General features: G+C 53.3%; 20 protein-coding genes and 3 pseudogenes. 17 read left to right on the top strand and 6 right to left on the bottom strand.

Going from position 1 to position 18,182, the window contains the following annotated elements; all coding sequences use genetic code 11:
• Positions 1–100 precede the first annotated feature (100 nt).
• From B9Y90_RS22430 to B9Y90_RS22385, 10 genes are all read left to right on the top strand, one after another.
• On the top strand, positions 101–1,228 hold the full coding sequence (locus B9Y90_RS22430) for a hypothetical protein (protein ID WP_085542664.1): 1,128 nt from the start codon (positions 101–103) through the stop codon (positions 1,226–1,228).
• Positions 1,229–2,088: 860 nt separating this feature from the next.
• The gene (locus B9Y90_RS22425; protein ID WP_085542663.1) at positions 2,089–2,397 is read left to right on the top strand and encodes an integrative conjugative element protein, RAQPRD family; all 309 of its coding nucleotides are present in this window, start codon (positions 2,089–2,091) and stop codon (positions 2,395–2,397) included.
• Positions 2,390–2,623: a TIGR03758 family integrating conjugative element protein gene (locus tag B9Y90_RS22420; RefSeq protein ID WP_085542662.1), complete on the top strand. Its 234-nt coding sequence runs from the start codon at positions 2,390–2,392 to the stop codon at positions 2,621–2,623. Before B9Y90_RS22425 ends, B9Y90_RS22420 begins: the two co-directional genes overlap by 8 nt.
• Before the next feature lie 9 nt (positions 2,624–2,632).
• Positions 2,633–2,947, top strand: a complete 315-nt coding sequence (locus B9Y90_RS22415) for a TIGR03745 family integrating conjugative element membrane protein (RefSeq protein ID WP_085542661.1) — start codon at positions 2,633–2,635, stop codon at positions 2,945–2,947.
• Complete coding sequence (locus B9Y90_RS22410; protein WP_254902735.1) at positions 2,886–3,302, top strand: TIGR03750 family conjugal transfer protein; 417 nt, start codon at positions 2,886–2,888, stop codon at positions 3,300–3,302. The genes B9Y90_RS22415 and B9Y90_RS22410 overlap by 62 nt, the downstream gene beginning before the upstream one ends.
• On the top strand, positions 3,299–3,958 hold the full coding sequence (locus tag B9Y90_RS22405) for a PFL_4703 family integrating conjugative element protein (protein WP_085542659.1): 660 nt from the start codon (positions 3,299–3,301) through the stop codon (positions 3,956–3,958). Before B9Y90_RS22410 ends, B9Y90_RS22405 begins: the two co-directional genes overlap by 4 nt.
• Positions 3,955–4,722: a TIGR03749 family integrating conjugative element protein gene (locus B9Y90_RS22400; RefSeq protein WP_085542658.1), complete on the top strand. Its 768-nt coding sequence runs from the start codon at positions 3,955–3,957 to the stop codon at positions 4,720–4,722. Before B9Y90_RS22405 ends, B9Y90_RS22400 begins: the two co-directional genes overlap by 4 nt.
• The gene (locus B9Y90_RS22395) at positions 4,719–6,014 is read left to right on the top strand and encodes a TIGR03752 family integrating conjugative element protein (protein WP_085542657.1); all 1,296 of its coding nucleotides are present in this window, start codon (positions 4,719–4,721) and stop codon (positions 6,012–6,014) included. The genes B9Y90_RS22400 and B9Y90_RS22395 overlap by 4 nt, the downstream gene beginning before the upstream one ends.
• The gene (locus B9Y90_RS22390; protein ID WP_085542656.1) at positions 6,011–6,370 is read left to right on the top strand and encodes a TIGR03751 family conjugal transfer lipoprotein; all 360 of its coding nucleotides are present in this window, start codon (positions 6,011–6,013) and stop codon (positions 6,368–6,370) included. The genes B9Y90_RS22395 and B9Y90_RS22390 overlap by 4 nt, the downstream gene beginning before the upstream one ends.
• Positions 6,367–9,012: a conjugative transfer ATPase gene (locus tag B9Y90_RS22385; protein ID WP_085542655.1), complete on the top strand. Its 2,646-nt coding sequence runs from the start codon at positions 6,367–6,369 to the stop codon at positions 9,010–9,012. The genes B9Y90_RS22390 and B9Y90_RS22385 overlap by 4 nt, the downstream gene beginning before the upstream one ends.
• On the opposite strand, the gene B9Y90_RS22380 is transcribed toward B9Y90_RS22385, so the two are convergent.
• Positions 9,009–9,695 carry a RipA family octameric membrane protein gene (locus B9Y90_RS22380; protein ID WP_085542654.1) on the bottom strand — a complete coding sequence of 229 codons (687 nt, stop codon included), beginning with the start codon at positions 9,693–9,695 and terminating at the stop codon, positions 9,009–9,011. The genes B9Y90_RS22385 and B9Y90_RS22380 overlap by 4 nt on opposite strands.
• Positions 9,696–9,722: 27 nt before the next feature.
• Complete coding sequence (locus B9Y90_RS22375; protein WP_085542653.1) at positions 9,723–9,944, bottom strand: helix-turn-helix domain-containing protein; 222 nt, start codon at positions 9,942–9,944, stop codon at positions 9,723–9,725.
• Between the two features lie 395 nt (positions 9,945–10,339).
• Here B9Y90_RS22375 and B9Y90_RS22365 point away from each other — a divergent pair.
• The 7 genes and pseudogenes from B9Y90_RS22365 to B9Y90_RS22340 all read left to right on the top strand — a co-directional run bounded on the left by B9Y90_RS22365 (position 10,340) and on the right by B9Y90_RS22340 (position 15,892).
• Positions 10,340–10,614, top strand: a pseudogene (locus B9Y90_RS22365) (helix-turn-helix domain-containing protein).
• 643 nt (positions 10,615–11,257) lie between these two features.
• On the top strand, positions 11,258–12,190 hold the full coding sequence (locus tag B9Y90_RS22360; RefSeq protein WP_085542651.1) for a TIGR03756 family integrating conjugative element protein: 933 nt from the start codon (positions 11,258–11,260) through the stop codon (positions 12,188–12,190).
• Positions 12,191–12,201: 11 nt separating this feature from the next.
• Positions 12,202–13,563: an integrating conjugative element protein gene (locus B9Y90_RS22355; RefSeq protein WP_085542650.1), complete on the top strand. Its 1,362-nt coding sequence runs from the start codon at positions 12,202–12,204 to the stop codon at positions 13,561–13,563.
• On the top strand, positions 13,560–15,062 hold the full coding sequence (locus B9Y90_RS22350) for a conjugal transfer protein TraG N-terminal domain-containing protein (RefSeq protein WP_085542649.1): 1,503 nt from the start codon (positions 13,560–13,562) through the stop codon (positions 15,060–15,062). The genes B9Y90_RS22355 and B9Y90_RS22350 overlap by 4 nt, the downstream gene beginning before the upstream one ends.
• A 48-nt stretch (positions 15,063–15,110) precedes the next feature.
• A pseudogene (locus B9Y90_RS27605) lies at positions 15,111–15,347 on the top strand (DUF1281 domain-containing protein); the annotation flags it as partial.
• A gap of 25 nt (positions 15,348–15,372) precedes the next feature.
• A pseudogene (locus tag B9Y90_RS27600) lies at positions 15,373–15,501 on the top strand (DUF1281 domain-containing protein); the annotation flags it as partial.
• 259 nt (positions 15,502–15,760) lie between these two features.
• On the top strand, positions 15,761–15,892 hold the full coding sequence (locus tag B9Y90_RS22340; RefSeq protein WP_441302665.1) for an integrase core domain-containing protein: 132 nt from the start codon (positions 15,761–15,763) through the stop codon (positions 15,890–15,892).
• Between the two features lie 43 nt (positions 15,893–15,935).
• On the opposite strand, the gene B9Y90_RS22335 is transcribed toward B9Y90_RS22340, so the two are convergent.
• The 4 genes from B9Y90_RS22335 to B9Y90_RS22320 are packed head-to-tail and all read right to left on the bottom strand — an operon-like array spanning position 15,936 to position 18,045.
• Positions 15,936–16,589 carry a class I SAM-dependent methyltransferase gene (locus B9Y90_RS22335; protein ID WP_085542646.1) on the bottom strand — a complete coding sequence of 218 codons (654 nt, stop codon included), beginning with the start codon at positions 16,587–16,589 and terminating at the stop codon, positions 15,936–15,938.
• Between the two features lie 21 nt (positions 16,590–16,610).
• Positions 16,611–17,003 (bottom strand): acyl-CoA thioesterase, encoded by a 393-nt coding sequence (locus B9Y90_RS22330; RefSeq protein WP_085542645.1) that lies wholly within the window; start codon positions 17,001–17,003, stop codon positions 16,611–16,613.
• Positions 16,993–17,451 carry a hypothetical protein gene (locus B9Y90_RS22325; protein ID WP_085542644.1) on the bottom strand — a complete coding sequence of 153 codons (459 nt, stop codon included), beginning with the start codon at positions 17,449–17,451 and terminating at the stop codon, positions 16,993–16,995. The genes B9Y90_RS22330 and B9Y90_RS22325 overlap by 11 nt, the downstream gene beginning before the upstream one ends.
• Positions 17,452–18,045 carry a hypothetical protein gene (locus B9Y90_RS22320; protein ID WP_085542643.1) on the bottom strand — a complete coding sequence of 198 codons (594 nt, stop codon included), beginning with the start codon at positions 18,043–18,045 and terminating at the stop codon, positions 17,452–17,454.
• Between the last annotated feature and the right edge of the window lie 137 nt (positions 18,046–18,182).

Raw genomic sequence — 18,182 nt, 5'->3', positions numbered from 1 at the left:
TTAAACTCTTCAGGATAACGCTTACCGCTCATGGGCACCTCTCTTTAAGTCATCTTAAATGACTCTGAGGTGTCTGTTAAACCTGTGGCGATTCAGTTCAATGAAAAAAGATATCACAGTAACTATTGATTCTTCTTCGTTTCCCAAAAGTCAAGTACAGTACTATAACCCGTTACTTACTGTTAACAAAATTGATGTGAACTGCATGCTAATTCACACCGCTCTATGGACTCGCCCCCCCAAACTTACTGGCTTTCATTTGTCTGATTTCTGGGCATGGCTAAGATACTTCCCTGCCTTTTCGAAAACCTCATCTGACTTGCGACTTCGTAAAGAATGGAAAGACATAGATCCCCATCAAAAAACCATTTTAAGTGATGAAATAGGGGTCGGTTCAACCACGTATACATTAATCAATACATTAAGTTTTCAGGGGTTCATTGATGCAATTTACGTGTTGGAAACATTAAACCTTACTCACCTTCTTTTAAAGAAATCTAAAAACGGTAAAGGTAAAACACCTGATTATATTGGTTTGGATAATTTTGGAAGGGTTATTGCTCTTGAATGCAAAGGAACACAAAATAAGATAAAGGATTTGTACAAGGCTATAACAAAGGGCATAGAACAGAAGGAAAATTTGACAAAAAATCCTACTGGTCCAATAAAGATTGGGTTGGTTGGTGGGATATTTATTCCTCAGTTTGACAATCCTGAAAGTGCATTAATACATTTCCGAGATCCAGACTGGAATGAATTTAACGAGATTATTTCTGAGGTTGCCCCCGAGGAACTGGCTAAAGCCATCATTCGTGGGTCGGTGATTAAACAATTGTATCTCGCAGGTGCAAATAATTCTGCGAACGAGTTGTCAAATTATATTAAAGGTAACGATTTTGAATTGTCTGCACAGGCAACTCAAGAACTAAAATCCTTTGAGCGAGAAATAATTGTGTTTAGTCATAATTTCAGGAACCCAGTTGAAGGAGGGGTTTCGAATATAAAGTTCAGCGCCCAAATAGATAATAAAATCTTTCCCCTTATTGAAGGGTTAACCTCAAATAGTACCAAGGCATCTGTATTAATTAATGAGCTAAGTGTTACAAAGAAAAATTTTGACCGACGGCATAACGATCGCTCATGGATTTCATTTGAAAATGATTATAGTGGAATGATTGTTTCTCCACACGGTTTTAAGTTTAAATTAAATTATAAAATGAATGATTAGCTGCAGCACTAACTTGAGCCGATTACTTAGAAAAGTGTATGTTGAAGTCAACGTACATACGACCGGGCTCCGGATCAAGTGAAAGACAGAGCTGAGCCCGTTCTCAAAGAAAATGAGACCACATTGACGGATGCCGTCAATAGCACCCTGCTGTTTATTGCGGATCTCCAACAGATCCCCTTCATGCCAGCCATCATGACCAGACCGTACGCGATGTGGCGATCAGAATCTGTGATCTCCTGGCTGAAAATAAGAACGCCCTGCTGCTCATCGAGACCAGATCATCCGGCGCGCAGTAGAGCAGAGTGACCTTTAGCCCCTTTTGTACGCATTTCAGCCGCTGTCGCCTGCATCCCTGTTAAACCCTTTGCTGGCTGCACTCCGCCTCTGAAATGCAGCCTTCCATTAATATGCTGACGCGGACGTTGGCGCAGGCGCAGTTACACCTGGTGGTCTGCGACCTAGCGCTGATCAGCGGGAAGATCTCAATATCGGTTGGTGTACAAACGTAATCCTCTGACATTGTCTGTTCGGTCAGATCGCTGATGTGACCTGCCCCCAGTATTAGATACAACCGTAAGTTGGTAATGGATTGACCACACCCCGGTAGACGATCCTGCCCTATTTTTCTCGTCACAATTTTTTATCGACGTTTTGAACGTCCGCTCCTCGCTCATTGCTGACGGTCAGGTTTGTCCCTGTGTTGACACACAACACAGCCAAATGAAGCCTGAGCCTGTACACATCACAGGGTATATTGGCCACTTCTGAAAATTTTACTCGGTATAAACAATTCTTCGCTGCTCCTTCTCCCACCTCTCATCTACCCTTCCCTGAACACGCTTCCGGAGAAGACAGCCATGCGCCATAGCTCAATATTCCTGTTACTGGTTTTGCCCATAGTGCCGCAGGCCTGGGCCTCCCCGGAATCCGCCCAGCTCGCCCTCGCGCTGAAACAACTCGAAGGCGTAAAAACCTCGCTGGAACGCGCCCAGACCAGCGCCAGCACAGATCCACAGTCACGCTACTTCTTCGACTACTTACAGGCGCAGCAGGATATCACCACCGTTGAGCAGGGCATCCGCCGCTACCTGACCCCGGCAAGAGCGCAGCCGCGCGCCGTCCAGCCTCTGAGTGCCAGCTACCAGCGGGACAACCCTGATGACTGACTCGCAACTTGCCGCTTTCCTGGCCGCCAGTCAGAGCAAACCTGAGACCGTCAGCCTGCTGGTGCTCGGCCTGTTTACCAGCGTCATGCTGCTATGGTGTGCCTGGACGCTACTGGTCGCCTGGCAGGGCGTCTGCCGCCAGCGCCTGAGCTGGCAGAGTTTTGGCGTGGTGGCCGCCCGTTCACTGTTACTGGTGCTGGTCAGTTTCTGGTTGGTATTGAGTTAAGGAGATTCCATGCACTGGCTGCTGCTTTTACTCACCGCATTTAATGCCTTCGCCGATCTGCCGACGATGGAAGATCCGTCGCGCGGCCAGGGCAAAGGCATTATGGAGACGCTGCAAAACTACGGCTTTGACATCGTGGTGCTGCTGGCGCTGGCGATCTGCGCCGTCGGTTTTTTGGTGGTGGCAAACAACTGCATTGCCACCTATTCGGAGATCCAGAGCGGGCGCAAGCAGTGGAAAGATCTGGGCTCAATGGCGGGCGTTGGCAGCATTCTTCTGGTGGTTATCATCTGGCTGCTCAACCAGGCTTCGGACATCCTGTGATATGGCGACCATCCCCTTTCTCCCTGACCGCCTCAACCGCGAGCCAGTCGTCTGGCGCGGCCTGACCACCAGCGAACTGTTTCTGGCGCTGGCTCTCGGTCTTGGTGGCGGCTGTGCGTTCGGCATTCTGCTGGCCCTGATAACCCACTACTGGCCATTAATTCCCGGTTCGGCGCTGGCAGGCGCGGCGTTGTTGATTCAGGGCGGCGGACGCATCCTGGCCCGTGCCAAGCGCGGCAAGCCAGACACCTGGCTACCACAAGCCATCCTCGCCTGGCTGGAGCGCCATCACCTCCGGGGCGCGCAGCTTGTCCAGCACAGCGCCGTATGGGTAGTGCGCAGGAGTCCGCGATGAGCCGCTTTCGCCACGCGCTGGCCGAGCGCGATAACCATATCCTGACGCTGCGGACAGTGATTGTTCTGCTGTGCCTCTGCCTGGCGGGCGTTGGCTACGGCTGGTACAGCGCCCCGCAAAAGCTCACCCTCTGGTTTCCGCCGGACCTGCGCAGCGGCAGCACCCGCCCGTGGTGGGAAGTGCCGCCTGCCAGCGTCTACGCCTTCACCTTTTATATCTTCCAGCAGCTTAACCGCTGGGCGGATAACGGTGAGGAAGACTATCCCCGCAACCTGCGTTCGCTGCGCGCCTACCTGACGCCCGCCTGTTACACCCGGCTGGAGCACGATTTTCAGGTGCGTCGCAACGGCGGGGAACTGCGCGAGCGCACGCGCGGCGTGTATGAACTACCGGGCCACGGCTACAGCAGCCTGGTGCATGACGGTGATAAACGCCCCTTCCCGCGCGTAGAGACCTTAAGCCGGGACGCCTGGCGTGTAACGCTCGACGTGGCGGTTGAGGAGTATTACCAGAACGAGCCGGTGAAAAAGGCGCTGGTGCGCTATCCGTTGCAGGTGGTGCGTTATGCCATTGATGCGGAGAAAAATCCGTTTGGACTGGCGATCGACTGTACCGACGCCGCACCGCAGCGTCTGGTGGCGGAGGAGAAACAATGAAATCTGTCTTCCTGGTTTTACTCTTCAGTTTTCCGACCTTCGCCACGGAAGTGGTGCAGTGGGAAAACATTCCCCTCCCCGTCACGCTGCATACCGGGCAGGAGCGGATTGTCGACGTGGGCAAACCAGTGCGCATCGGCTATCCCGCCACGCTGGAAGGCAAAGTGCGCCTGCAGAGCGCGGGCGGCAAGGTCTTCCTGCTGGCGAACACAGCGTTCCCGGCCACTCGAATCCAGCTACGTGATACCGGCAGCGGTGAGTTGATCCTGCTGGATATTCAGGCCACCCAGGGCACTTCGCCACTTGAACCTGTGCAAATTAGCTATGCACCGCAGACGCCTGCCACAGCAAAAACACCCGTCCCGGTGACAGCATCAACCGAGTCCCTGCCCGTCCTGCTGGTGCGCTATGCCGCGCAGAACCTGTATGCCCCACTGCGCACCGTCGAAGCCCTGTCCGGCGTCACGCCTGCCCCCGTCCGGCTGGCGACACGCATCACCACCTTACTACCACAGCAGCCTGTTACCGCCACCCCGCTGGCGTCATGGCAGGTCAACGCCACCACCGTCACCGCCCTCCGCCTGCAAAACCAGAGCGGACAGCGCATCACGCTCGATCCGCGCGAGCTTCAGGGGCAGTTCACCGCTGCCGCTTTCCAGCATGACTGGCTCGGCCCGCGTGGTCTGGCAGAAGATACCACCGTGGTATACCTGGTGACGGAAGGCCCGGTTTCGCGCGCCCTGCTGCCGGAGCCGAAACCATGATACCGCGCCAGAGTCTCCTGCTGAAAATCCTGCTCCCGGTGATTGTCTTTCTCACTGTCTGGCTGCTGCTGCGCCCGGCAGGAAAAGGTACGAAGGAGACCACCCCGGCCCGCACCGTAGCGACCTTAACCCCGCAGGAACTGCGCGAACTGGGCATCGACGGGGACACACCCGCCGATACCGTCGCCACGCTGGTCGGCCAGATGAAGCAGTACCGCCGCGAACTCCAGGCAATCCAGAGCGATAACGAAAACCAGCAAGCGCGCGAAAAGCGGCTGAAAGCACAACAGGCAACGCTGGTATCGGCGTTGCGCGACGACATGCGCAGGCAGCAGGACCAGATGCGCGATGAACTGCTGAAAAGCCAGCGAGGACTGCTGGATAAGCTCGACCGCCTGATGGCGAAACGCCCGGATGATATCCCGCCGGGCTTAGGGCTGACGCCCGGTGAACTGCCCGCCGACGTTCAATCCGATATCCGCTGGCTGGAGCCACTGGATGCGCCTCCGCCCGTGGATGAAAAGCTGTTGCGCGTCCCCCTGAAAGCAGCCGACAAACCAGCGCCGAAACCTGATGTGAAGATCTACACCCTGCCGCAGAACGCCACGCTGACCGGTTCGGTTGCCATGACGGCGCTGATTGGCCGCGTGCCGCTTAACGGGACCGTCAGCGATCCCTATCCGTTCAAATTGTTGATTGGCGAGGACAACCTCACCGCCAACGGCATCGAACTGCCGGACGTGGCGGGCGCGGTGGTCTCCGGCATCGCCTCCGGCGACTGGACGCTCTCCTGTGTGCGCGGGCAGATCACCTCAATGACCTTTGTGTTTCACGACGGCACCATCCGCACCGTCCCGCAGGGCGGCAAATCCGGCAACAAACAGCAGGAGATCGGCTGGCTCTCGGATAACCAGGGGCTGCCGTGTATTCCCGGCGAGCGCAAAAGCAATGCGAAAGCGTACCTGACCTCGCAGTTTCTGCTGTCGGGTTCCGGCGCGGCGGCGCAGGCCTTCGCCAACGGGGAAAGCACCACCGTGGTGGAGGACGGCAGCATCACCAGCGCGGTGACGGGCAACAATGGCCAGTACGTCCTCGGCCAGGCTATTGGTGGTGGGCTGAAGGAGACCGCCGACTGGATGAAACAGCACTACGGCCAGATGTTCGACGCCGTGTATGTGCCGCCGGGCCACAAGGTGGCGGTACATCTCACCGAACAGTTGGCCATCGACTATGAGCCGGAAGGCCGCCAGGTGAAATACCAGCAGGCCAGCACACCGGGAGGTCTGGAATGATACTCATCCCATTCATATTTTTGTTTTTGCTGGCCGGGTGTAGCACCTCGCAGGAGGAACTGATGCCGGTTGACCCGGATGCCAGCATGCTCACCCTGTGGCAACAGCAAAGCGGCGGCAATGCGGCTCTGCTGGATGCGCGCGCGCAGCTGCGCCGCCCGCCGGATGGCCCGACAACGCAACCTGAAGCAGACACTCTCCGCAGCCAGTTTCCGCGCCTGCCCAACCCGGATATGGTGTTGTACGTTTTCCCGCACCTTAACGATAACACGCCGATACCCGGCTACAACACCGTGTTCCCCTTCTATACCCGCCCACAGTATGCGCTGCCGGGCGAACGCCTGACGCCACCATGAGTGAACGGCGCGGCCTGACCGAACAGGCGCTAAATGCCAGCTACCGCAAGGGCCTGTCATTTGTCGACTGGCTGCCGTGGGTGGAGTTTTTGCCGGATTCACAGACCCTACTGCTGGAGGATGGCCGTTCGGTGGGAGCTGTGTTCGAACTGACGCCTGTGGGCACCGAAGGCCGCTCGACGGCGTTTCTGGAACAGGTCCGCGATACCGTCACTGATGCGCTTCAGGATGCTTTCGATGAGCATGAACGTGCGCCGTGGGTGGTGCAGTTTTTCTGCCAGGACGAGGATGACAGCGGGGCGTGGCTGGCATCTCTTGCAGCTTACGCGGCACCGGAAATCCGTGATTCCGCTTTTACCCGCGAATGGCTCGCGCAAATGGCAAGCCATATGGCCGCCCTTACACGCGATGAGGGGCTGTTTCTGGATAATACTGTCACCCGTACCCGCTGGCGGGCGACGTGGCGGCGCACGCGGATGGTGGTGTACCGCTGGCCTCCCGCTCTTTCACCGGATGAACCGTCGCCGGAAGAAACGTTGAATAATATCTGCGAGCGTCTCACCGCCGGGCTAAAAGCAGCGGGCATCAGCGCAGCCCGTCAGAGTGAGCAAGCCATCCACCGCTGGCTGGTGCGCTGGTTTAACCCCGCGCCGCCCGTTGAAGATAAAAAAGCCTTCTGGCGACAACTGGATTTACCGGAAGCTGGATCCCGGCTCGTCATCACCGACTTCGCCGAACGGTTGCTGGCAAGCGAACCACGCTCGGATGCAACAAACGGCGTCTGGTGGCTGGATAACCGCCCGCATAAAGTGGTGGTCGTCGACCGCCTGCGCAAAGCGCCGCCGCCAGGCCTGCTGACCGGGGAAACCGCGCGCGGCGACGGCATCAATGCCCTGTTCGACCTGCTGCCAGCAGGCACCATCATGAATCTGACCGTGGTGGTATATCCGCAGGACAAGCTGGAGCAACACATCAGCCATCTCTCCGGGCGGGCGATTGGCGACAATACCGATTCAGAGTACACCCGCCGCGACTGCCACGAGGTGCGCAGCTATCTGAAGGACGGCCATAAACTGTACCGCAGCACGCTGGCGTTTTACCTGCATGCCCCCGACACCGATTCCCTGTTTCGCCAGCAGCGCCAGTTGCACAGCCTGCTGCTCAACGCTGGACTGGTGCCGGTGCAGGAACAGCATGAAGTCGCGCCCTTAAGCCACTGGCTGCGCTGGTTGCCAATGTGCTTCGATCCCCTGCGCGATCCACGTGGGCTGTATACCCGGCTCAACGTTGTGCAGCATATCGCCGGGCTGCTGCCAGTGTACGGACGGGAAACCGGCACCGGGCATCCGGGGATTTGCTACTTCAACCGGGGCGGCGCGCCGCTGTGCTTCGATCCGCTGAATAAGCTGGACCGCGCCCAGAACGGCCACCTGCTGCTGCTCGGCCCAACCGGAGCAGGAAAATCTGCCACCCTCAACGCCAAAATCGCGCAACTGATGGCGCTGCATCACCCGCGCCTGTTTATCATTGAGGCCGGAAACTCGTTCGGCCTGATGGCGGACTATGCCGCCGCCCACGACCTGACGGTGAACAAAATCAGTCTGCGTCCCGGTTCCGGCGTCACCCTGCCCCTGTTCAGTGACGCGTGGAGACTGGTGGAACAGGCGGTCACTGACGCCGAACCGCCGGAAGATGAAGAGAGCGACGGCGACGACCAGCGTGACGTGCTGGGCGAGATGGAGATCACCGCCCGGCTGATGATCACTGGCGGCGAAGCGAAAGAAGATGCACGCCTCACCCGCCCGGACCGGGCGATGATCCGCCAGGCGATTATCGCTGCCGCGCATAGCTGCTACGAGGAAAAACGCCAGACGCTGACCCAGGATATCCGTGACGCGCTGTTTGGTCTTTCAAAAGATACTGGTCTGCCGGAAGCCCGCCGCCAGCGGGCGTATGAGATGGCAGAATCCATCAACCTGTTCTGCGCCGGATTTGAAGGAGAACTGTTTAACCGTGAAGGCCAGATGTGGCCGGAGGCGGATATCACTCTGGTCGATCTCGCCACCTTCGCCCGCGAAGGCTACGAAGCGCAGCTTGCCATCAGCTATATCTCGCTGATTAACCATATCAACAACCTTGGTGAACGCGACCAGCATCTGGCCCGCCCTGTCGTCAACATCACCGATGAGGCGCATATCATTACTGTGAATCCGCTGCTGGCGCGGTTTCTCACCAAGGGCTCGAAGATGTGGCGCAAGCTCGGCATCTGGCTGTGGCTCGCCACCCAGAACCTGGCGGATTTTCCCGACGAGGCGAAGAAACTGCTCAATATGATCGAGTGGTGGGAGTTACTGGTAATGCCGCCTGAGGAGATTGAACAAGTGTGTAGGTTTAAGGCACTGACCGAGGAACAACGTCAACTCTTGCGCTCGGCGGTGAAATCGCCTGGGCAGTATACGGAAGGCGTGGTGCTGTCGCCGCGCGTTGAAGCACTGTTTCGGGTGGTGCCGCCAGCGCTGTATCTGGCGCTGGCGATGACCGAGAAGCATGAAAAGGCGGAAAGGATGCGGATTATGAAGGAAACGGGGTGTAGTGAAGTAGAGGCAGCAATAGCCATTACGTCACCTAACACCTTAAACTAATCGCTTAATTCGGAATCAGGCAAAATAGTTGTTTCTCGTTTAACGGCATATGGATGATGATCCTCCATATGAGTATTTGACTTTCTAAAAATAAAGCATATGAATAATACTATTAGAATCGGCATGCTAACATAAACTATATACACAAAGATATTAACATGATACTTACTTAATTGCTCCCAGGTTAACACCCCTGAGAAAACTAACATAAGAAACCAAGTAATACTAACAAAGACAGCAACCCATTGATTTATTTTCGACACAGAAAGAGCCTTTGGTCCTGTAATGTGTTTTTCAAAGAAATCATCATAACCCGAACGGACAAAGACAGTTTTATAAAGTGGCCCAGTAATTTTATCTTCGAGTAAATCAATATGATTCTCCCAGTTTTCAAGCCAATGTTTACTGCCTCTGTTTGCAAACAACCAAGAAATAGTAAATACAAACCCAATTGAAGCAATAATCCATGAACACAGAAATTGGTATGGCTCTTTTAGAGAACCAATGACAGCAAAATAACCAGCAAACGCTACAGATATTAGAGTCCAAAAATAGGAGGTTCTCTTCCAATAGAGTTCAATTTCAAATTTCCTTATATCAGAAGCCTTTTCGAATGCTTCTTTTAATTGCTTCCGTTTAAACGCTTCACGGTATTGATGAATTGTTATATGCTTTTTATTCATTATATTCCAAATTATCAAATATACGTTTTATTCCTGGTCAAAGAAAAATAACTCTGAGATTTCTATTTCTAATCCCTTAGCCAAAACACTAATCACCTCAAGAGTCGGGTTTCTTACCCCCCGCTCAATACCGCTCACATACGTACGATCAAGCCCACACTTATCCGCAAATGCTTCCTGAGACAGGCCTGACTGGAGTCTGAGTTTTTTGAGATGAGCGCCTGAATGCGGGGTGTATTTTTCACCCAGATAAAATGAACTTACGTAGTCTATCAGACCACGGACTATGAGTCACATTCCGTTGAATATGCGTCCTTTTCTGTGTCATCGTCAAACATAAATAAATGGCTGAGATCCATCTCCAGACCGTCCGAAATTGCACAAATGACAATAAGCGTAGGGTTCCTCACTCCTCGCTCAATTCCACTCTTGTAGATCGCATTTATCGGTAGAAGCTTCCTGGGACAGGTCCACCTCACGGCGTAGCACCCTGATTCTGTTACCTGGTACCTTTTGGATTGATCCCGTCTTTTCCAGACGGCCAGCATCAATCTTCGTTGATTATCGGTCCACGGACTATAAGTCACATAAAAAGCGCGTCAGCATACATTTGTGACTCATAGTCAACAACAGAGGTAAACGGAATGGCTAAAAAAGACTGGCACCCCGCCGACATCATTGCCGCCCTGCACAAGCGCGGCACCAGTCTGGCGAAACTCTCGCGGGAAGCGGGACTGGCCTCATCCACGCTGGCGAATGCCCTGATGCGCCCGTGGCCGAAAGGGGAATGGCTGATCGCCAACGCACCAGAGATACATCCATCGAAGATCTGGCCGGGCCGTTATCTCCACACGATAAAAAACGTGAACCCAGAAAACCGCTTCATTCCATAACAATCACCGACCACTCCGGGACATAACAACCCGCGTTGTGAGTGGCATGAGAGGTGTTTATTCACACTGAAATCATCATCGCTCTGATAGCAGAAGGCCGCAGGCAAAATCTTTCCCGACATAGTTGACCGGTCGGCGCCCAATATTCGCGCCCCTGCTGCTGGCTATTAATTTTCTTATAAAATAGGTTGGCAGCGTGCGTATGGAAAATAATCGCGATTCTGCCCGGTCGCTTGCGCACTCTTACCCTTGATATGCTGGCAACTTCCTGATTCTTGATGAGAAAACGGATGTGAGGTTAGTCGGTGAGCTGCCGCCCGGCAATAACAGAAAACGAGTTTACAATGCACCACAACCTAAAAATCAACCAGCCAGTACCTTTATAAAACAACAAAACGAAGATTTTCACTGTGGTTTTTTTGTTCTTTAGCCCACTCCAGCCCATCCAGTTAGCCGCAATTTTCCTTCATATACCACAACAACAGGAGCCCTATATATTTAACCGAATCAGTGGTCCAGTATTGAGCCTGAGCAAGAGCCACTCGGGGATCCCCAGCCAGGCTATGATGTAAAACGCCACAATTTTTCTCTGCAACCTTGAGTTCTATGCAGTGAATACGAAAGTATTGCGCTACACCCGGTAAAAGACCCCCTGTTACCGGAGGCGTTATGCCTGAGCGTTTCACTCTTTTGTTGCCCCTGCTGTTGTGCACTGTTTTTCCACTCAGAGCCATTACCACGCCGGAGATTACCGCCTCAGCCCTGTCGCCAGAGTGCGTGCGCTACCGGATAGTCGGCCTGTGCTACTGGCTGTCCTGCACGCCGTTCGGCTGTACGGTGCGCACGTCGGTGAAGGTCCGCCATTTCCGCCCGGATCTGGTGGTGTCGGCTTACCGCAACACCGGGCAAAATCCGTGGGCAGAGATGTCGTTAATCAGCCCGGCATTACCGGGCATTGCAGAAGGCGGCGGCGATACTCATCCCCGCGCCGCAAACCAGCACAGCAAGATCCGCTTTAAGAATGCCGATGCCATCGGCTTCCCGGCAGGCGACGAACTGGCGACGTTTTTCACCCAGTTTGGCTATATCTGCTCACCTTCATCGCAACCTTTTGAGCCTTACTTCCTGAGTCAACTGGATACGCTGGCCTGGCGCAGCGGCGTACCAGAAATGACCAGACCGGAAGCGCTGACGCCGGGCGTGCGTGAAGTCGGTCAGAGCGGCGATATGTGGGGCAATATCTACCCACGCGCCGGGGCCATCAGCCAGACGCACGATTATAAGGCCGCCGCCGTTATCGCTCAGCGCGTAGCCGATCTGGTGACGCGTACCGGACAACCGCATATCTACACGCCGCTGACCGCCTCATCCCATACCGGGTACTGGCCGCCCTCCCCGGTTATCGAAGGCGACAGCGATAACCATCGCTGGCAGATGCTCACGCCGAAAAAATCCGCCGCCTGTTCGGTGTTCCCGGATGGCAGCGCCACCGACACCTACGCCGACAAGCTGGCGGAGGATGGCGCGTACGCCTGGACGCTGTGGCGGCCCTATAAATGCTGTCCGCGCCGGGGACAGACCTTCCTCGGCAGTACGGGTTAACGGAGGCGGTGATGAGAGTCCATTGCCTGGTCTTATTGTTTTTCGCCTGGGTTTGCGTGGCGGCAGACGACTACAGCTTCCGCACGCGAGGCGCGATTGACGACCTGCTTTACTACCAGATTGGCGGCGGTGAAGCGGTGATGCCGCCGCCCGTACGCCGCAGCCCCTCACCGCTTAGCTTAGGTCTTGGCTGGAACAGCGATATGATGTGCGGCAATTTCGACATCGACACCACGGTGCGCAACCAGCTCAACGGCATCACCGACGGCTTCCAGCAACTGATGGGCAACGTCATCCAGAGCGCCACCGGCGCAGTTGCCAGCCTGCCCGCGATGATTATCCAGCGCGCCAATCCGCAGCTTTACGACCTGCTGACCAACGGCGTGCTGCAGGGACGGCTGGATTTTGATAAATCGCTGCTGAACTGCCAGAAAATGGCGGAGAAGATGACCGATTTAGCGGCCGACTCCGCCTGGTTTTCAGGAGCCAAAGCAGAGAATTACCAGTCCCTCGCCGCCAGAGATAATGACGCCATCCGCACCGACCAGAAAGCGGCAAAAGAGGCCGCCGAAAAGGGGAAACGCTGGGTGGGCGGTGAAAAACGCGGCGGCAAAGGCCAGCCGCCGATTAAGATAGTCCATGACGCCACCGCCGCAGGCTGGAATATCCTCAACCAGCAGCCCGCCACCAGCACCACGTCTCTTGGCTCCTCTGAATGTGACGGGGAGCTTTGTAGCACCTGGAAATCTCCTGAAGAGGCCGCCGGATGGATGAACCGCGTAGTCGGTGAGCAGACCATCAGCGTGGCGCAGGCCACCGACATGCCGGATGCACGTTCCGGCGCACAGGCGGGGATCGGCCTGCATCCGCTGATCGACGAAGAAAAGGCGAAGATCCTGCCCCTCCTCACAGATCTGGTTAACGGCGGTCAGAAACCCGGCTTCGACAATCTGGCGAAAGCCTCCGGCGGATCCATGCAACTGACTCGTGGCGTAGTCGAGGCGCTGCGCGACGATCCGGACACTGGCATCCTCACTGAACGGCTGGCGGGAGAACTGGCACTGGCCCGCGTTACCGAACAAGCGCTGCTGGCCCGACGCACACTGCTGGCGGGTATGCGTGAACCGAATATCGCCAACGTCAAAGAGGCGCAGAAGAGCTTAAGCAAAACCACCGCCCAACTGGACGAGGAGCTTAACCAGCTTAAGCTGGAACTCGATTTTCGCCAGGCGCTGACGCGCAATACCGCAAGCCTCATCCTGCAACGCAAGCAGCAGCGCGACCAGCTTCAGGGACAAGCAGTAGAGGTGCCAGACGACAGCGACCGCCGTCTGCACAACCTCAATAACCCGCAGCCGGACAGCCCGCGATGACCGCCAGCAGCTATTTTGAATACGTGCTCACCCTGCTCGGCTGGCTGGTGAACAACGGCGTGTGGCAGACGCTGACCGCCACCGGGCTGTTCGCCCTGCCCCTGCTGGCAAAACTGATTGCCCTGTGGCTGAAGGCGCGCGGCCAGGGCGCGGATGAAGGCAATGTCGCCCGCCTGCTGGTCGTCTGGGTGGAGCACTCACTCTACAGCGCCCTGCTGGTGATCCTCTTTGCGGGGGTGCCGTTCCTCAATGTCGATATCAACACCATCACCTACGACAGCCAGCGGACGAAGCAGTGCGGCCGATCGGTGGTACAACCCGGTGATTCTGGCTATGCGCCGTTGATTAATGAACTCAGCGGCCAGAGCGCTTCCGTTCCGGTGTGGTGGTACTTCACTCATGCACTGAGCAAAGGCATCACCAGCGCCGCCATCTCGGTATTGCCCTGCAAACCGGACCTGCGCCAGTTGCGTTTTGAAGTGCAGCACACCCGGATCGCCGATCCGGCGCTGGCGCAGGAACTACAGGATTTCGTTAACGACTGCTATGGACCATCGCGCACACGCCTCAAGCGGCTGGGCAGCGATATCAGCGAGAAGCAAAGCCGGGAGGTGGACTGGGTGGGATCGGCCTTTTATCTCGCCACGCCAGGTTATTACGACCAGGATCATTCCCGTTCGCCCCGCGCCGCCTGGCCTTATGACGCCAGCCGCGATGATGGCCTGAACGATACGGGTGGCGGAGGCTATCCAGCGTGTAAGGAGTGGTGGTCCGATGGTGATACGGGGCTGAAAAATCGGCTACTGAAGCAGGTCGATACCACGCTCTGGCAGCAACTGCAGAGGTTGGGACAGTCGAAAGAGGAGTATGAAGAGGCGGTACTGCGCTCGCTGGTCAGCCCGCGCAATATGCAGGTGTCGCAGGGCGGGCTGGTGTACAACGGGTTTGGTGGAAGTGCGGGGGATAATCTCAGCCAGACGCAGTTGCTCAGCCGCGTCGGTGGGATCATCGGTGCGGGGCTTTCCAGCTACGCCCTGTTTCCGGCGTTTGATAATGTTCGCCAGGCGCTGCCGATGGTGCAGGCTTTCCTCGAGATGGCGCTGGTGATTTGTATTCCAGTGATCCTGTTGTTCTCGGCATGGGATCTTAAAACGGTCATCACGCTGAGCTTCGTGCAGTTCGCCCTGTTCTTTCTCACCTTCTGGTGGGAACTGGCCCGCTGGCTGGATAACTGGCTGATGCAGATGATGTACGACAGCGACACCCACTCCTACTTCAACCTTTGGGGTCTGCAAAACACCTCCGACGATCTGATTGTGAATATCATTATGGGCGTGATGTTCCTGATATTACCCGCGTTCTGGCTGGGTGCGCTCACGTGGGCGGGCGTCAGGATCGGCGCAGCAGTCGCAGGGGGGATGGGCAGCGCGGTCGGCGATATCCGCAGCGCTGGCGAACAGGTCGGGAAAATGATCGTCAGTAAAACACGCATTCCCTGAAAATTTCGTACTGACGGTGTGATGAACGGGGCTTGAGTCACCGGCATTTTGCGAGCATATCGTAATAACATTAGCCTGTTACCCGGTTCATTCGCCGACTGGTTCGGGGTTGTTGACCTGTCTGACAACATCGACGCCGGCGAGTGCTGGGAGAGGCTGACCGTTCTGCCTCAATACGTTCCACCCTGTGACATGCTGCTGATCCCGACGCGGCTTGCCGCCGGGATTAACGGCAACGCCAGTCTGCTGAGCGGGATGTCCACTCAGGCGAGTCTGTACAAACGGCTATACGGCATGGTCGGGCCACAACGTGCGCCACGCGCGCAGCGAGGGTGGGGACCTGACGGTATGGCTGGAATCGCCCTGGTATCCGCCTTCAGGCGATCTTATTGGGGAGTTATCCGCCGTGTTCGACTGCCAGGTCCGGCACAGTTACTGCGAGCCGGTGAACGGCACACAGTGTTACGACTGCTATGACCAGGGCGAACACGTGGACGGCCATCAGGGCCTGCCCGTGGACGAGTGGGCCGACGACCCGATGCTGACGGGCGGCGACATGCCGCACCTGCTGAACGCGGAGGCCGTCAGCTACGGCGGCGTTCGCGGTTAAACCACAGGGCTGAATATTCAGCCGGAAGCGTTAGTAGCGCACGTTCGGAACTGTGGGGAGCAGGTAACAGCTATTCCTACCGCAACGGGTGAAACCGGATGATATGACGCAGACCAGAAGGATGGTGAGGGCGTCGGTAGAAATCTACAATACACTGCGCCCGCATCTATCGTTAAAGTATAAAACGCCTGGTGGAGTTCATCGGGCGTTGGAAGGCTGAAAAGTGTCAACCTATATCATGACTGGTTAGGGCCATGAAGTTACTATATTTTTCTTTTTTTATTGGCCTTAAATAATGCAACTTTGCCAATGATGGTGATCTCGACGTTTGTATATCTTAGCTCTAGTTCGGTTTTTAGTGATTTTTCAGTGTCCATAATATTCCCAAAAATCCCTTTGGAGTTGTAGTATTTAATTAATAATCGTCCTAACCAATTGTGAGCCGCAGACTCACCAAGGATGGTTGCGCCATAAACAGTTCCGTTTTCACAAAGGATTTCATTAATATTGTCAAAGATCTTACATTTAAAATTTAAATCCCCATCAAGACAATGAAGTAGATAAAATATGGATACCGAATCGAATTTCTCGCTTAATTGTTTTTTAAAGGGAACCATAATGTCGTGTTCCAGAATGTTTGTATTGTGACACATAGATTTTGTTTTAGTGTAAAGGAGTACATTTGGATTGATATCACAGAGTGTCAGATTTGTATTTTTAGGAAAATATTTTTCATAATAACCAGAGCCTACACCTATGTCCATATGTGATGAGCCTATATTTTTAATAAAAAAAGGAATGAGCCATTTCTTTGTTGAACATTTCCATATGTAAGTGTTTGAGAATTTTAAAACCCAGAGATCGTAAATGCGAAGAATGTTTTTTGTGTATAATTTGGCACTATCAGGAAGTTTCATACTTACTCCGGGTTTCAAAGGTTAGCTATTGATTAGATGATTTGTGACTGCAGTTGGAATATAAGGTCTTCCAGAAGGGCCAATACACGTAGCCTCAAATACTGCTTCTGCGTATTCAGTATCATCGATAATAATTTTTTGTTCAAAATAAAACCGTGATCTCTTCTCACTCTCCTTTAAGCAACATGTAACCGTTAGTTTTGCATCAGCTCTAATGGATTTTTTAAATCGAATTTTATACTCAGTTAAAATATACATGTTGTTCTTCGTTGCTTCTTCTTTGATATCGATACCTAAACATTCCTCCATAAAAGCATGACGACACCACTCCATATAAAATGGATAGTACAATCCGTCCATAACATCCTGGAAGTCTATGTGTTCTCTCATTACTGCGTATTTTTTAGTAAACATTTAAATTCTCTATGATTTCTTTTATTTTATTCTTTTTGGAATGAAATCGGGTATGAAAAAAGTCTCTTCCCTGTGAGTTGTCACTGCACGCAGAAATACACCATGCTATATCATTTGCCTGTTTTATAACGACAGATATACCATTGTGAAGACCATTTTCAAGCCTCATCCTGTGAATTTCATTTGTACTATCAACCACATTATCCCATACAATAATATCCTCTTGGTTAGGTTGTAACTCATTAAAGCTCTTAGCGATTTTGAAAAGCAGGCAGTCTTGGTGAAGTTCCCCCTCAAACATAATGGTTTGCCAGTTGTTATAATTATTACTTTTTATATTAACTATAGTGTCTTTTTTATAAAGAATGACTGAGACATAAGTTGAACGATAAATTTTTCTCAGGCTGGCAATGATTTCCTCAGCTATTTCATCAAATGAAAATACCATTTACACTTTCCTTATCCATTTTATTTGGTACAGCTTCATGATATTGCTCCTTTGAAGTAACGTTGTGTGCTTATTGATTACCTCAATCGTCTCGTCATCAACGACGTTAGCTACTCCAGCATGTCGGATTGATGATGACTCTATGACAAGTACTAATTTTCTGTGTATAGATGAATAAATTTCCACCTCAGTTACAACCAAAGTTTCTCCAATGAGGATAATGGGTTCACCATATGATCCTGCAACCTGAATAACCTCCCATTTTTTGGAATGGCGTAACATATCACCACAATGGTTAAAAAGTTCTGCATCATCAATTACGCCAGGCCATGGCATTGTAGGGGGCTGGCCTTGTCCATAAAGAATCCATTCGCTCGTAACGGTCAGTCCTTTCTGATTGAATAATAAGCAAAGAATTTCGATCTCAAGACTACTTTTTTTGGGGAATGTACCATCTTTCGTTCTTTCCCAGTATGAATAGCCTGAAACAGAAATTTTACCACCATTTAACTTTATATATTCAATGACTTCATTGGTCGTCAGTTCTGTAACTGTTCTACAAAATCGTAGTCTTTTACTAAAAGTATCCAGCATTTAGTTAACCCCGTAATGACTTGTCTGATTTTGATTGCTTTCTGTAAAATTTACAGTTTCCTGGTTGTTGTCCGCGTTAATTACAGTAAACTACGTTGTAGTGATTATTTTTACAGTCTGGCTCGGATTAAGTAGCT

The sequence above is a fragment of the Cedecea sp. NFIX57 genome (assembly GCF_900177785.1).
GTDB lineage: Bacteria > Pseudomonadota > Gammaproteobacteria > Enterobacterales > Enterobacteriaceae > Cedecea > Cedecea neteri_C.
Note: the sequence above shows the minus strand (reverse complement) of the source record. Positions and strands in the feature narration are given on the sequence as shown.

Excerpts from the sequence above, each read along its gene's own strand:
- B9Y90_RS22430 (WP_085542664.1), top strand. The coding sequence starts at position 101 with ATGAAAAAAGATATCACAGTAACTATTGATTCTTCTTCGTTTCCCAAA.
- B9Y90_RS22425 (WP_085542663.1), top strand. The coding sequence starts at position 2,089 with ATGCGCCATAGCTCAATATTCCTGTTACTGGTTTTGCCCATAGTGCCG.
- B9Y90_RS22420 (WP_085542662.1), top strand. The coding sequence starts at position 2,390 with ATGACTGACTCGCAACTTGCCGCTTTCCTGGCCGCCAGTCAGAGCAAA.
- B9Y90_RS22415 (WP_085542661.1), top strand. The coding sequence starts at position 2,633 with ATGCACTGGCTGCTGCTTTTACTCACCGCATTTAATGCCTTCGCCGAT.
- B9Y90_RS22405 (WP_085542659.1), top strand. The coding sequence starts at position 3,299 with ATGAGCCGCTTTCGCCACGCGCTGGCCGAGCGCGATAACCATATCCTG.
- B9Y90_RS22400 (WP_085542658.1), top strand. The coding sequence starts at position 3,955 with ATGAAATCTGTCTTCCTGGTTTTACTCTTCAGTTTTCCGACCTTCGCC.
- B9Y90_RS22395 (WP_085542657.1), top strand. The coding sequence starts at position 4,719 with ATGATACCGCGCCAGAGTCTCCTGCTGAAAATCCTGCTCCCGGTGATT.
- B9Y90_RS22390 (WP_085542656.1), top strand. The coding sequence starts at position 6,011 with ATGATACTCATCCCATTCATATTTTTGTTTTTGCTGGCCGGGTGTAGC.
- B9Y90_RS22385 (WP_085542655.1), top strand. The coding sequence starts at position 6,367 with ATGAGTGAACGGCGCGGCCTGACCGAACAGGCGCTAAATGCCAGCTAC.
- B9Y90_RS22380 (WP_085542654.1), bottom strand. The coding sequence starts at position 9,695 with ATGAATAAAAAGCATATAACAATTCATCAATACCGTGAAGCGTTTAAA.
- B9Y90_RS22360 (WP_085542651.1), top strand. The coding sequence starts at position 11,258 with ATGCCTGAGCGTTTCACTCTTTTGTTGCCCCTGCTGTTGTGCACTGTT.
- B9Y90_RS22355 (WP_085542650.1), top strand. The coding sequence starts at position 12,202 with ATGAGAGTCCATTGCCTGGTCTTATTGTTTTTCGCCTGGGTTTGCGTG.
- B9Y90_RS22350 (WP_085542649.1), top strand. The coding sequence starts at position 13,560 with ATGACCGCCAGCAGCTATTTTGAATACGTGCTCACCCTGCTCGGCTGG.
- B9Y90_RS22335 (WP_085542646.1), bottom strand. The coding sequence starts at position 16,589 with ATGAAACTTCCTGATAGTGCCAAATTATACACAAAAAACATTCTTCGC.
- B9Y90_RS22330 (WP_085542645.1), bottom strand. The coding sequence starts at position 17,003 with ATGTTTACTAAAAAATACGCAGTAATGAGAGAACACATAGACTTCCAG.
- B9Y90_RS22325 (WP_085542644.1), bottom strand. The coding sequence starts at position 17,451 with ATGGTATTTTCATTTGATGAAATAGCTGAGGAAATCATTGCCAGCCTG.
- B9Y90_RS22320 (WP_085542643.1), bottom strand. The coding sequence starts at position 18,045 with ATGCTGGATACTTTTAGTAAAAGACTACGATTTTGTAGAACAGTTACA.